Genomic DNA, 13,465 nt, shown 5'->3' with positions numbered 1-13,465 from the left:
AGGCCTACGCCACTGCAATATATTGAATTTGCATGATTTTGTAGGCCGAACAAGGCATTCACGCCGCATCCGGCATGAACAAAGCGCACTTTGCCAACAATGTAAAAGGGAGCTTTCGCTCCCTTTCTTCACTCATCTGGTTACGATTTTCTCATTAACAGCCACAGGCTGATTAAGAAGAAACTTGCACTTGGCAACAGTGCGCCGATGATCGGCGGGATGCCGTAAACCAACGTCAGCGGGCCGAAGATCTGATCCAGTACATAGAACACAAAACCGAAGCTGATACCGGTAACCACGCGCACGCCCATCGGCACGCTACGCAGTGGACCGAAGATGAACGACAGTGCCATCAGCATCATCACCGCCACGGATAGCGGCTGGAAGATTTTGCTCCACATGTTGAGCTGATAACGTCCGGCGTCCTGACCGCTCGACTTCAGATACTTCACATAGTTGTGCAAACCGCTGATGGAGAGTGCATCCGGATCCAGCGCCACCACGCCCAGTTTGTCTGGCGTGAGGTTGGTTTTCCAGGTGCCGCTCACGGTCTGAGAACCGGTGATTTGTTTTGGATTGGTCAGGTCAGATTCATCAACCTGCGACAGACGCCAGACTTTATGTTCAGGATCAAACTTCGCGGAAGCGGCATAGCGCACAGATTGCAGACGACGATTTTCGTTAAAGGCATAAATACTAATACCCCCTAACTCTTCGTCACCTTTAACCCGCTCAATGTAAACAAAGTTGTTGCCATCTTTCGCCCATAAGCCTTGCTGGGTAGAGAGCAACGAGCCGCCGTACATCGCCTGCGCACGGTAGTTACGTGCCATCTGCTCGCCCTGCGGCGCGACCCATTCTCCGATCGCCATCGTCAGCAATACCAGCGGAATGGCGGTTTTCATTACCGACAACGCTACCTGCATACGGGTAAAACCAGAAGCCTGCATCACCACCAGTTCGCTGCGTTGCGCCAACATCCCAAGACCAAGCAACGCACCCAGCAGAGCCGCCATCGGGAAGAAGATTTGCACATCTTTCGGCACGCTCAGCAGGGTATACATTCCTGCGCCTAACGCGTCGTAACTCCCCTGCCCGGCTTTTTTCAGCTGATCGACAAATTTGATAATGCCGGAGAGTGACACCAGCATGAACAGCGTCATCATGATGGTGGTGAAAATAGTTTTACCGATATAGCGGTCAAGTACGCCAAAAGGTTGCATCACACCGCTCCTTTACGCGAAAAACTGGCGCGCAGGCGGCGAACCGGCACCGTATCCCAAAGGTTGAGAACAATCGCCAAAGCCAGATAAATCAGGTTAACGGTCCACATCCACAGCGTCGGATCCAGCTTACCTTTGCCGCCGTTCGATTTCAGGGAGGTCTGGATCAGGAAGAAAAGCAGATATAGCAGCATGGCAGGCAGCATCGACAGTACACGCCCCTGACGCGGGTTAACCACACTCAGCGGTACGACCATCAACGCCATCATAAACACGGTGAATACCAGCGTGATACGCCAGTTTAGCTCCGCACGGGCGCGATCGGTGTCGGTGTTCCACAATGTACGCATGTCCATCTGGTCGGTATCGTTCGGGTCGAGCGCCACCGCCTGGTGACCAATGATCGCCTGATAATCCTGGAAGTCAGTGATGCGGAAATCACGTAACAGTGCAGTGCCTTCGAAACGCGTTCCCTGATTGAGAGTCACCACCTGAGAGCCATCCCGCAACTGAGTTAAATGTCCGGAATCGGCCACTACCACGGAAGGACGTGCATTACCTTTTGGTCGGATTTGCGCGAGGAACACATCTTTGAAGTCGCTGCCGTCAACGCTTTCGATGAACAGCACCGAGCTGCCATTGGTCGCTTGCTGGAATTGCCCTTGCGCCAGCGCCGCCATGCCTGGGTTAGCTTTCGCTTCTGCCAGCACCTCATCCTGATGACGCGATGACCACGGCCCCGCCCACATGACGTTAACCGCCGCGACAATCGCCGTGAACACCGCGAGAACCATTGCCGCTTTCACCAGAACCGCTTTGCTCAGGCCGCAGGCATGCATTACCGTAATTTCACTTTCGGTATACAGTTTACCCAACGTCATCAGCAGCCCGAGGAACAGGCTTAATGGCAGGATAAGCTGCGCCATTTCCGGCACGCCCAACCCGAGAAGGGAGAGCACCAGGTTCGCCGGAATGTCGCCGTCAACCGCTGCGCCGAGGATCCTCACTAACTTTTGACAGAAGAAGATCAAAAGCAAGATGAAGAGTATCGCCAGCTGGCTTTTGAGCGTCTCCCGAACCAGATATCTTATGATTATCACTTTAAATACGCCCGTAAAAACTCGTCTTTTGCAGGATTTTAGCTTGTTTCATGGCTTAAACGTCATTTATTCTCTTGAGTCGTCGAAATCGTCGCTAAGATAATTATACTCAACGGATTCACCTCTCAGATTTTGTTCTGACGTGCCAATGCCGTAATAACGTTAAGATTAACACGAAGTCATCGCAACAGCGGACATGAGTTACGAAAGCTTGCAATTCTATCTGTAGCCACCGCCGTTGTCTTTAAGATTCAGGAGCGTAGTGCATGGAGTTTAGTGTAAAAAGCGGTAGCCCGGAGAAACAGCGGAGTGCCTGCATCGTCGTGGGCGTCTTCGAACCACGTCGCCTTTCTCCGATTGCAGAACAGCTCGATAAAATCAGCGATGGGTACATCAGCGCCCTGCTACGTCGGGGCGAACTGGAAGGAAAACCGGGGCAGACACTGTTGCTGCACCATGTTCCGAATGTGCTCTCCGAGCGCATCCTCCTTATTGGTTGCGGCAAAGAACGTGAGCTGGATGAGCGTCAGTACAAGCAGGTTATTCAGAAAACCATTAATACGCTGAATGATACTGGCTCAATGGAAGCGGTCTGTTTCCTGACTGAACTGCACGTTAAAGGTCGCAATAATTACTGGAAAGTGCGTCAGGCTGTCGAGACAGCAAAAGAGACGCTCTACAGCTTTGACCAGCTTAAAACGAATAAGAGCGAGCCGCGTCGTCCGCTGCGTAAAATGGTGTTCAACGTGCCGACCCGCCGTGAGCTGACCAGCGGTGAGCGCGCGATCCAGCACGGTCTGGCGATTGCCGCCGGGATCAAAGCCGCGAAAGATCTCGGCAATATGCCGCCGAATATCTGTAACGCCGCTTACCTCGCCTCTCAGGCGCGCCAGCTGGCTGACAGCTACAGCAAGAATGTCATTACCCGCGTTATCGGCGAACAGCAAATGAAAGAGCTGGGGATGCACTCCTATCTGGCGGTGGGTCAGGGTTCGCAAAACGAATCGCTGATGTCGGTGATTGAGTACAAAGGCAACGCGTCGGAAGATGCGCGCCCGATTGTGCTGGTGGGTAAAGGTTTAACCTTCGACTCCGGCGGTATATCCATCAAGCCTTCAGAAGGCATGGATGAGATGAAGTACGATATGTGCGGCGCGGCGGCGGTTTACGGCGTGATGCGCATGGTTGCAGAGCTGCAACTGCCGATTAACGTTATCGGCGTACTGGCAGGCTGCGAAAACATGCCTGGCGGTCGTGCCTATCGTCCGGGCGATGTGTTAACCACTATGTCCGGTCAAACCGTAGAAGTGCTGAACACCGACGCCGAAGGCCGTCTGGTGCTGTGCGATGTATTAACTTATGTTGAACGTTTTGAGCCGGAAGCGGTAATTGATGTGGCGACGCTGACCGGTGCCTGCGTGATCGCGCTGGGTCATCACATCACCGGCCTGATGGCGAACCATAATCCGCTGGCCCATGAGCTGATTGCCGCGTCTGAGCAGTCTGGCGACCGCGCATGGCGTTTACCGCTGGGTGACGAGTACCAGGAACAACTGGAATCCAATTTTGCCGATATGGCGAACATTGGCGGACGTCCTGGCGGGGCGATTACCGCAGGTTGCTTCCTGTCGCGCTTTACCCGTAAGTACAACTGGGCGCACCTGGATATCGCGGGAACCGCCTGGCGTTCTGGTAAAGCAAAAGGCGCAACCGGTCGTCCGGTAGCGTTGCTGGCACAGTTCCTGTTAAACCGCGCCGGGTTTAACGGCGAAGAGTAAGTTTGCGTTTTACCCTCACCCTAACCCTCTCCCTAAGGGAGAGGGAACCGATCGAGCGCAATAGAAATTCATTGCTCATCTTTCAGGGTGAGGAATGCAGCAATATTTAAATCCACCACAAGAAGCCCCATATATGAAAAACGCAACGTTCTACCTTCTGGACAATGACACCACCGTCGATGGCTTAAGCGCCGTTGAGCAACTGGTGTGTGAAATTGCCGCAGAACGTTGGCGCAGCGGTAAGCGCGTGCTCATCGCCTGTGAAGATGAAAAACAGGCTTACCGGCTGGATGAAGCCCTGTGGGCGCGTCCGGCAGAAAGTTTTGTTCCGCACAATTTAGCGGGAGAAGGACCGCGCGGCGGCGCGCCGGTGGAGATCGCCTGGCCGCAAAAACGTAGCAGCAGCCCGCGCGATATATTGATTAGTCTGCGAACAAGCTTTGCAGATTTTGCCACCGCTTTCACAGAAGTGGTAGACTTCGTTCCTTATGAAGATTCTCTGAAACAACTGGCGCGCGAACGCTATAAAGCCTACCGCGTGGCTGGTTTCAACCTGAATACGGCAACCTGGAAATAATGGAAAAGACATATAACCCACAAGATATCGAACAGCCGCTTTACGAGCACTGGGAAAAGCAGGGCTACTTTAAGCCTAATGGCGATGAAAGCCAGGAAAGTTTCTGCATCATGATCCCGCCGCCGAACGTCACCGGCAGTTTGCATATGGGTCACGCCTTCCAGCAAACCATCATGGATACCATGATCCGCTATCAGCGTATGCAGGGTAAAAATACCCTGTGGCAGGTCGGTACTGACCACGCAGGGATCGCTACCCAGATGGTCGTTGAGCGCAAGATTGCCGCAGAAGAAGGTAAAACCCGTCACGACTACGGCCGCGAAGCTTTCATCGACAAAATTTGGGAATGGAAAGCGGAATCCGGCGGTACGATTACCCGTCAGATGCGCCGTCTCGGCAACTCCGTCGACTGGGAGCGTGAACGCTTCACCATGGACGAAGGCCTGTCCAATGCGGTGAAAGAAGTTTTCGTTCGTCTGTATAAAGAAGATCTGATTTACCGTGGTAAGCGCCTGGTAAACTGGGATCCGAAACTGCGCACCGCTATCTCTGACCTGGAAGTGGAAAACCGCGAATCGAAAGGTTCGATGTGGCATATCCGCTATCCGCTGGCTGACGGCGCGAAAACTGCTGATGGCAAAGATTATCTGGTCGTTGCGACTACCCGTCCGGAAACCCTGCTGGGCGACACCGGCGTGGCTGTTAACCCGGAAGATCCGCGTTACAAAGATCTGATTGGCAAATTTGTCATTCTGCCGCTGGTTAACCGTCGTATCCCGATCGTTGGTGACGAACACGCCGACATGGAAAAAGGCACCGGCTGCGTGAAGATCACTCCGGCGCACGACTTTAACGACTATGAAGTGGGTAAACGTCACGCCCTGCCGATGATCAACATCCTGACCTTTGACGGTGATATCCGTGAAAGCGCCCAGGTGTTCGATACCAAAGGCAACGAATCCGACGTTTATTCCAGCGAAATCCCGGCAGAGTTCCAGAAACTCGAGCGTTTTGCTGCGCGTAAAGCAGTCGTTGCTGCGGTTGACGCGCTCGGCCTGCTGGAAGAAATTAAACCGCACGATTTGACCGTTCCTTACGGCGACCGTGGCGGCGTGGTTATCGAACCGATGCTGACTGACCAGTGGTACGTGCGTGCCGATGTACTGGCGAAACCGGCAGTTGAAGCGGTTGAGAACGGCGATATTCAGTTCGTACCGAAGCAGTACGAAAACATGTACTTCTCCTGGATGCGCGATATTCAGGACTGGTGTATCTCTCGTCAACTGTGGTGGGGTCACCGTATCCCGGCATGGTATGACGAAGCGGGTAACGTTTATGTTGGCCGCAACGAAGACGAAGTGCGTAAAGAAAATAACCTCGGTGCCGACGTTGCCCTGCGTCAGGACGAAGACGTTCTCGACACCTGGTTCTCTTCCGCGCTGTGGACTTTCTCTACGCTCGGCTGGCCGGAAAACACCGACGCCCTGCGTCAGTTCCACCCGACCAGCGTGATGGTTTCTGGCTTCGACATCATCTTCTTCTGGATTGCCCGCATGATCATGATGACCATGCACTTCATCAAAGATGAAAATGGCAAACCGCAGGTGCCGTTCCACACTGTTTACATGACCGGTCTGATTCGTGACGACGAAGGCCAGAAGATGTCTAAATCCAAGGGTAACGTGATTGACCCGCTGGATATGGTCGACGGTATTTCGCTGCCAGAACTGCTGGAAAAACGTACCGGTAATATGATGCAGCCGCAGCTGGCGGACAAAATCCGTAAGCGCACCGAGAAGCAGTTCCCGAACGGCATTGAGCCGCACGGTACTGACGCGCTGCGCTTCACCCTGGCGGCGCTGGCTTCTACCGGTCGTGACATCAACTGGGATATGAAGCGTCTGGAAGGTTACCGTAACTTCTGTAACAAACTGTGGAACGCCAGCCGCTTTGTGCTGATGAACACAGAAGGTCAGGATTGCGGCTTCAACGGTGGCGAAATGACGCTGTCGCTGGCGGATCGCTGGATTCTGGCGGAGTTCAACCAAACCATCAAAGCGTACCGCGAAGCACTGGATAGTTTCCGCTTCGATATCGCCGCAGGCATTCTGTATGAATTCACCTGGAACCAGTTCTGTGACTGGTATCTGGAGCTGACCAAGCCGGTAATGAACGGTGGAACTGAGGCCGAATTGCGCGGTACTCGCCACACGCTGGTTACGGTACTGGAAGGTCTGCTGCGCCTCGCGCATCCGATCATTCCGTTCATCACCGAAACTATCTGGCAGCGTGTGAAAGTGCTTTGCGGCATCACCGCTGACACCATCATGCTGCAGCCGTTCCCGCAGTACGATGCATCTCAGGTTGATGAAGCGGCGCTGGCCGACACCGAGTGGCTGAAACAGGCGATCGTTGCGGTACGTAACATCCGTGCAGAAATGAACATTGCTCCGGGCAAACCGCTGGAGCTGCTGCTGCGTGGTTGCAGCGCGGATGCAGAACGTCGCGTAAATGAAAACCGTGGCTTCCTGCAAACGCTGGCACGTCTGGAAAGCATCACCGTGCTGCCTGCCGATGACAAAGGTCCGGTTTCCGTTACTAAGATCGTCGACGGCGCTGAGCTGCTGATCCCGATGGCTGGACTCATCAACAAAGAAGATGAGCTGGCGCGTCTGGCAAAAGAAGTGGCGAAGATCGAAGGTGAAATCAGCCGTATCGAGAACAAGCTGGCGAACGAAGGCTTTGTCGCACGTGCACCGGAAGCGGTCATCGCGAAAGAGCGTGAGAAGCTGGAAGGTTATGCGGAAGCGAAAGCGAAGCTGATTGAACAACAGGCGGTTATTGCCGCGCTGTAATACGCACAGTGAAAACGAAGGCCGGAGAATGCTCCGGCCTTTTTATTTAGATAAACGGAACATACGGCATAATACCGCGAGATATCCACATTAACGGACCGCTATCCTGCGGTTTTTCATCATTCGCTAACGCCAGTGAATCAAGGTCACCCTGCACATGGGTATTATTGGCAATCCAGCTAATCATCCACATTTTCAGCCAAGGATAAGCCAGTCCACAGGTAATTGAAGAACCCATTAATACCGCAAACATGCGTAAAAGCACACCGAACGTGGTAACGGACGAATGAAAACGAATTGTTCCATTTGCCAGTGTCAGGTTATTCAGAAACAAACTACGTAACGTGACATAGAGATAACTGGCAAAAACAAAAATCGCAACAAAATAAAGGAAATAAGAAGCCATAATCTGTGGGTAATATTGCAATACAAGCTCACCACCAGCATCAGACCTACCCAACATGGTCATCATCATTACCTGCTGAAATACTGGCGCAATCATAATACCAATCACAATGATGAAAGGAACCATGGTTAATATTGCGAGCATACAACCTTTAATGCATTCTTTTACGTTTACCTGAACAGAAAACTTATGAATGCCAAAAGTTGCATTGTTACCCAGCAATGGCATCCATTTACTGTAGGTTATACCATTGACGACACCCAGCCCGATGGCAGAAAGCAAACTTAACGCGACTAAGTTAAAGAATAATCCTCCTATCGATGTCGTCAATTGCGCAATAAGATACAGTGCGAACCAAAACGCTAACGCCAACAAAACAGGCAGACCTAACATAACCCACCATGCACGGAGCATCGAGCAGTTAAAGCCAAAGCGAATGCCATTCAGTGAGGTCATGTTCGCCTGATATTGTAGACTCTTCACTGCCATGCAAGGAATACCGCAGCTCAAGAGAGCAAACAGGAGAAAACCAAGAACAAAGTGCTGGCCTGAAAAACAAGAAATACTGAGAAGATAAACGACAATAATAAGGAACATGCTAACGAAAATGGCACCACCAGTTCCCTTATAACTAAATGGTTGCCCATTGAGTGTCACATGTTGATAAATATAACGACGGCATTTCACCAATGCCCACGGCCCATATATTCCCAGAGTAATAATTGTCAGTAAAAAATTCACAAGACAAATAAGAAAATACTCACCACCTTTGCCTGTAAAAACAAACGCGTGACGAGAGTTATCTTTCCCGACGTTTACACCATTCATGAATCATATCCCTAAAATAAATTCTATTCATATAGATAATAATCCCAGTAAATTAATACTGGTACGCCTAGAATACGCTTTCTCAAAGAGATATATGCTTAATATTTTCTGATTTATCTTCTTCTTGCACCGCATAAGCGAGGGTGGTATTAAAGTGAGCTATAAATCATACATTTGAAATTGAGCTATGCTATGAATGTTGTCACTTCTCCCGCGCTCCGTTTGCGCAAACTTACTGCCGCCGATAATCCCGCCATCGCCAGCGTCATCCGCCAGGTATCCGCAGAATACGGTCTTACCGCTGATAAAGGCTACACCGTCGCCGATCCCAATCTCGACGAATTGTATCAAGTGTATAGTCAGCCCAGTCATGCGTATTGGGTAGTTGAATACAATGGCGAAGTGGTGGGTGGCGGCGGGATTGCGCCATTAGCAGGTAGTGAATCGGACATTTGCGAACTGCAAAAGATGTATTTTCTTCCTGCTATTCGCGGTAAAGGACTGGCGAAAAAACTGGCCTTAATGGCGATGGAGCAGGCGCGAGAAATGGGCTTCAAACGCTGCTATCTGGAAACGACCGCTTTTTTAAAAGAAGCGATTGGTTTGTATGAACATTTAGGTTTTCAACATATCGATTACGCACTTGGTTGCACGGGCCATGTCGATTGTGAAGTGCGGATGCTGCGTAAACTCTAAAAAAATGCCCGCTAGTGTGTACTAGCGGGCATTTTAATCAATTAATTAGTGACGAACACCGTCATCGTCTTCGTCGACATAATCTTCATCGTCGCCATCTTCGCCGTTAGGATCTTCAAAGTAAGTGCCCCAACCGTCGTATTCAACGTCGAATTTCTCTGCCAAGTTCATCAATTGCTCAACCTGGGCGTCGATCAGATCGGCATTCAACGCGCATTCGCTGAGGATGTCACAGCAAATTACGATATCGCCATCTTCCACTTCCAACTCTTCCGGATCGGTCACTTCGTAACCGAGTTTAAACGCTTCAACCGCTGCTTTTTCCAGGGTTTCCAGATCGTCTGCGGAAAGGTGATGTTCGATGGTGTACAGCGCGTCCGGATCGCTGCCATCTTCCAGTAATTCTTCAATAATCAAACGCGTTTCTTCACGCTGTTCTTCCAGTTGTTCCGGGTTTGCCATGGCTCATTCCTCTTAATGTCCTGCCGATACTCTTATTGTCACACACCACTGACATTGCCTCCACCTTTGTGACAAAGATTTATGTTTTAGGCTTGCAAATGAATAATCATCCATATAAATTGAATTTTAATTCATTACGGCGTTAACCACAGGAGGGATCTATGTCCGGGTTTTATCATAAACATTTCCTGAAATTACTCGATTTCACGCCAGCTGAACTCAACAGCCTGCTGCAGTTAGCTGCGAAGCTGAAAGCCGATAAGAAAAACGGCAAAGAAGAAGCCAGACTCACAGGTAAAAATATCGCGCTCATCTTCGAAAAAGACTCGACCCGTACCCGATGCTCTTTCGAAGTTGCCGCATATGACCAGGGTGCTCGCGTCACTTATCTCGGCCCCAGCGGCAGCCAGATTGGCCATAAAGAGTCGGTTAAAGATACCGCCCGCGTGCTTGGTCGCATGTATGACGGTATTCAGTATCGCGGCTATGGTCAGGAGATTGTCGTAACGCTGGCGGAATATGCAGGTGTGCCGGTATGGAACGGCCTGACTAATGAGTTTCATCCTACACAGCTTCTGGCGGATTTGCTGACCATGCAGGAGCATTTACCAGGTAAAGCGTTCAATGAGATGACGCTGGTTTATGCCGGAGATGCACGCAACAACATGGGTAACTCAATGCTGGAAGCTGCGGCGTTGACCGGTCTGGATTTACGCCTGGTAGCGCCACAAGCGTGCTGGCCGGAAGCTTCGCTGGTTACGGAATGCCGCGCCCTGGCACAGCAAAATGGCGGGAATATAACGCTGACAGAAGATATCGCAGCAGGCGTTAAAGGTGCCGACTTTATTTACACCGATGTGTGGGTATCGATGGGGGAAGCGAAAGAGAAATGGGCAGAACGTATTGCATTACTGCGTGATTATCAGGTGAATAGCAAAATGATGCAGTTAACCGGTAATCCAGACGTCAAATTCCTGCACTGCCTGCCCGCGTTTCATGACGACCAAACGACGCTAGGTAAAAAGATGGCAGAAGAGTTTGGCCTGCACGGTGGGATGGAAGTGACGGATGAGGTCTTTGAATCTGCCGCCAGTATTGTTTTTGATCAGGCGGAAAACCGCATGCATACCATCAAAGCGGTAATGGTTGCGACGCTCGCCCAATAACGCCAGTACCGGAGGCGGCGTAACGTCGCCTCCGGCATAATCCACTTACGCCATCAACATTTTCACAACCGCTTTGCGAACCTGGGCTGGCTCGCCCACTGCGCACAGTGGCTTGTGTACTTCACCCGGATAGAACACGACAAAGTCGCCTTCATTGAGGATAACTGTTTTCTCCTCAACACCTTCTGGCAAAAAGGCGATGTCTTTATCGGCTAACCAATCGGTATCCGGCGTGCCCGCAGGTTGTGTGCTGAAGGTCATGCCTTCCTGCCCTTTTAGCACAATCTGAATATCGAGATAGCGGGCATGGTACTCGGCGCGGCGTGCTTCATACGGCTCGGTCATATCTTCAGAGATAAGATAAAACAGACGGTTGCCTTCGATGTCGTGCTTACCTTTTGGCGTTTCTGCCGTAACGTGCGCTTTAATATACTCAATCGCCTGACGTAATTCTTCCGGCAACCATTGCTGGAGATTATGAATATTTCCGATGATCATTTTTTCATTCCCTCAATTAAAACATCGTTTCATTTCTCTTGTTATACGTAATTCCTTACTGCCATACCAGCATTTTTTGCCGCCTGATTGCGCCAGCGCATATTTTCCCCCCACATTCCCCCCTAAATTCATTTCGTTATAAATTCAAATTTGAAGCATATAAATTCACAACAATCGTTTACCTTGGAAGTTTCTTGCATTAATCGCTTGATCCCACTTTCTGGCTGAGTATAATGCCGGACAATTTGCCGGGAGGATGTATGGTTCAGTGTGTTCGACATTTTGTCTTACCGCGTCTGAAAAAAGACGCTGGCCTGCCGTTTTTCTTCCCGTTGATCACCCATTCCCAGCCCCTCAATCGAGGGGCTTTTTTTTGCCCAGGCGTCAGGAGATAAACATGGCTAATCCGCTATATCAAAAACACATCATTTCCATAAATGACCTTAGTCGCGATGACCTTAATCTGGTGCTGGCGACAGCGGCGAAACTGAAAGCAAACCCGCAACCAGAGTTGTTGAAACATAAAGTGATTGCCAGTTGCTTCTTCGAAGCATCAACCCGCACCCGCCTCTCTTTCGAAACCTCGATGCACCGCCTGGGCGCTAGTGTGGTGGGATTCTCTGACAGCGCAAACACCTCACTGGGAAAAAAAGGTGAAACGCTGGCTGATACCATCTCGGTTATCAGCACTTACGTCGATGCAATTGTGATGCGCCATCCGCAGGAAGGTGCGGCGCGCCTGGCAACCGAGTTTTCCGGCAATGTGCCGGTGCTGAACGCCGGTGATGGTTCCAACCAACATCCGACGCAAACCTTGCTGGATCTGTTCACCATTCAGGAAACCCAGGGACGTCTGGACAATCTTCGTGTCGCAATGGTCGGCGACCTGAAATATGGTCGCACCGTTCACTCCCTGACCCAGGCGCTGGCGAAATTCGACGGCAACCGTTTCTACTTCATCGCCCCGGATGCGCTGGCAATGCCGCAGTACATTCTGGACATGCTTGATGAAAAAGGTATCGCCTGGAGCCTGCATAGTTCCATTGAAGAAGTGATGGCGGAAGTGGACATTTTGTATATGACCCGCGTGCAAAAAGAGCGCCTGGACCCGTCCGAATACGCCAACGTAAAAGCGCAGTTTGTCCTGCGCGCCAGCGATCTTCACAACGCCAAAGCCAATATGAAAGTGCTGCATCCGCTGCCGCGTATTGATGAAATTGCGACGGATGTCGATAAAACGCCGCACGCCTGGTACTTCCAGCAGGCAGGCAATGGGATTTTCGCTCGCCAGGCGTTACTGGCACTGGTTCTGAATCGCGATCTGGTAATGTAAGGGGAAATTGAGATGACACACGATAATAAATTGCAGGTTGAAGCTATTAAACGCGGCACGGTAATTGACCATATCCCCGCCCAGATCGGTTTTAAGCTATTGAGTCTGTTCAAGCTGACCGAAACGGATCAGCGTATCACCATCGGTCTGAACCTGCCTTCTGGCGAGATGGGGCGCAAGGATCTGATCAAGATCGAAAATACCTTTTTGAGTGAAGATCAGGTAGACCAACTGGCGCTGTACGCACCGCAAGCCACGGTAAATCGTATCGACAACTATGAAGTGGTTGGTAAATCGCGCCCCAGCCTGCCGGAGCGCATCGACAATGTGCTGGTTTGCCCGAACAGCAACTGTATCAGCCATGCCGAACCGGTTTCTTCCAGCTTTGCCGTGCGAAAACGCGCCAATGACATCGCGCTCAAATGCAAATACTGTGAAAAAGAGTTTTCCCATAATGTGGTGCTGGCCAATTAATTGCGGTTGGTAATAAAAGTCTGGCTCCCTATAATGAGCCAGACTTTTTACCGCTGTAATAAAGGAGAA

General features: G+C 51.0%; 14 protein-coding genes. 8 read left to right on the top strand and 6 right to left on the bottom strand.

What is annotated here, in order from left to right; genetic code table 11:
• Window positions 1-140 precede the first annotated feature (140 nt).
• From lptG to ytgA, 3 genes are all read right to left on the bottom strand, one after another.
• Window positions 141-1,223, bottom strand: coding sequence for an LPS export ABC transporter permease LptG (gene lptG / locus A7Z06_RS01315; protein ID WP_010346283.1), 1,083 nt, complete (start codon window positions 1,221-1,223; stop codon window positions 141-143).
• On the bottom strand, window positions 1,223-2,323 hold the full coding sequence (lptF, locus tag A7Z06_RS01310; RefSeq protein WP_000584137.1) for an LPS export ABC transporter permease LptF: 1,101 nt from the start codon (window positions 2,321-2,323) through the stop codon (window positions 1,223-1,225). Before lptF ends, lptG begins: the two co-directional genes overlap by 1 nt.
• 62 nt (window positions 2,324-2,385) lie before the next feature.
• Entirely contained in the window at window positions 2,386-2,436 is a 51-nt protein-coding gene (ytgA, locus tag A7Z06_RS21920; RefSeq protein ID WP_211180521.1) for a protein YtgA, read from the bottom strand.
• Between the two features lie 153 nt (window positions 2,437-2,589).
• Here ytgA and pepA point away from each other — a divergent pair, with 153 nt between their 5' ends.
• The 3 genes from pepA (at window position 2,590) to valS (ending at window position 7,533) form a co-directional block, all read left to right on the top strand.
• Window positions 2,590-4,101, top strand: a complete 1,512-nt coding sequence (pepA, locus tag A7Z06_RS01305) for a leucyl aminopeptidase (protein WP_000397144.1) — start codon at window positions 2,590-2,592, stop codon at window positions 4,099-4,101.
• A 133-nt stretch (window positions 4,102-4,234) separates the two neighbouring features.
• Window positions 4,235-4,678 carry a DNA polymerase III subunit chi gene (holC, locus tag A7Z06_RS01300; RefSeq protein ID WP_000786399.1) on the top strand — a complete coding sequence of 148 codons (444 nt, stop codon included), beginning with the start codon at window positions 4,235-4,237 and terminating at the stop codon, window positions 4,676-4,678.
• Window positions 4,678-7,533 carry a valine--tRNA ligase gene (gene valS, locus A7Z06_RS01295; RefSeq protein ID WP_000416362.1) on the top strand — a complete coding sequence of 952 codons (2,856 nt, stop codon included), beginning with the start codon at window positions 4,678-4,680 and terminating at the stop codon, window positions 7,531-7,533. The genes holC and valS overlap by 1 nt, the downstream gene beginning before the upstream one ends.
• 46 nt (window positions 7,534-7,579) lie before the next feature.
• Here valS and A7Z06_RS01290 read toward each other — a convergent pair whose 3' ends face one another.
• Window positions 7,580-8,767 (bottom strand): YjgN family protein, encoded by a 1,188-nt coding sequence (locus A7Z06_RS01290; RefSeq protein WP_001014713.1) that lies wholly within the window; start codon window positions 8,765-8,767, stop codon window positions 7,580-7,582.
• Between the two features lie 192 nt (window positions 8,768-8,959).
• On the opposite strand from A7Z06_RS01290, the gene A7Z06_RS01285 reads away from it, so the two are divergent.
• Entirely contained in the window at window positions 8,960-9,463 is a 504-nt protein-coding gene (locus A7Z06_RS01285; RefSeq protein ID WP_010346276.1) for a GNAT family N-acetyltransferase, read from the top strand.
• A gap of 45 nt (window positions 9,464-9,508) precedes the next feature.
• Here A7Z06_RS01285 and rraB read toward each other — a convergent pair whose 3' ends face one another.
• Window positions 9,509-9,925, bottom strand: coding sequence for a ribonuclease E inhibitor RraB (gene rraB / locus A7Z06_RS01280; RefSeq protein WP_000002947.1), 417 nt, complete (start codon window positions 9,923-9,925; stop codon window positions 9,509-9,511).
• Window positions 9,926-10,086: 161 nt separating this feature from the next.
• Here rraB and argF point away from each other — a divergent pair, with 161 nt between their 5' ends.
• Entirely contained in the window at window positions 10,087-11,091 is a 1,005-nt protein-coding gene (argF, locus tag A7Z06_RS01275) for an ornithine carbamoyltransferase (protein ID WP_000012896.1), read from the top strand.
• A gap of 45 nt (window positions 11,092-11,136) precedes the next feature.
• On the opposite strand, the gene tabA is transcribed toward argF, so the two are convergent.
• Complete coding sequence (gene tabA / locus A7Z06_RS01270; RefSeq protein ID WP_000583474.1) at window positions 11,137-11,589, bottom strand: toxin-antitoxin biofilm protein TabA; 453 nt, start codon at window positions 11,587-11,589, stop codon at window positions 11,137-11,139.
• 260 nt (window positions 11,590-11,849) lie between these two features.
• Between tabA and pyrL the strand changes: the two genes are divergently transcribed.
• Genes pyrL through pyrI form a run of 3 tightly spaced genes read left to right on the top strand, consistent with a single transcriptional unit; the run spans window position 11,850 to window position 13,396 of the window.
• Window positions 11,850-11,984 (top strand): pyr operon leader peptide, encoded by a 135-nt coding sequence (gene pyrL, locus A7Z06_RS01265; protein WP_001296693.1) that lies wholly within the window; start codon window positions 11,850-11,852, stop codon window positions 11,982-11,984.
• Between the two features lie 2 nt (window positions 11,985-11,986).
• Window positions 11,987-12,922: an aspartate carbamoyltransferase gene (pyrB, locus tag A7Z06_RS01260; RefSeq protein ID WP_105279312.1), complete on the top strand. Its 936-nt coding sequence runs from the start codon at window positions 11,987-11,989 to the stop codon at window positions 12,920-12,922.
• 12 nt (window positions 12,923-12,934) lie between these two features.
• Entirely contained in the window at window positions 12,935-13,396 is a 462-nt protein-coding gene (pyrI, locus tag A7Z06_RS01255; RefSeq protein ID WP_000148581.1) for an aspartate carbamoyltransferase regulatory subunit, read from the top strand.
• Window positions 13,397-13,465 lie beyond the last annotated feature (69 nt).

It is taken from the genome of Escherichia sp. MOD1-EC6819 (genome assembly GCF_002965765.1).
Lineage (GTDB): Bacteria > Pseudomonadota > Gammaproteobacteria > Enterobacterales > Enterobacteriaceae > Escherichia > Escherichia ruysiae.
The sequence above is the reverse complement of the archived record's forward strand: the minus strand, read 5'-3'. Positions and strand labels throughout refer to the sequence as shown.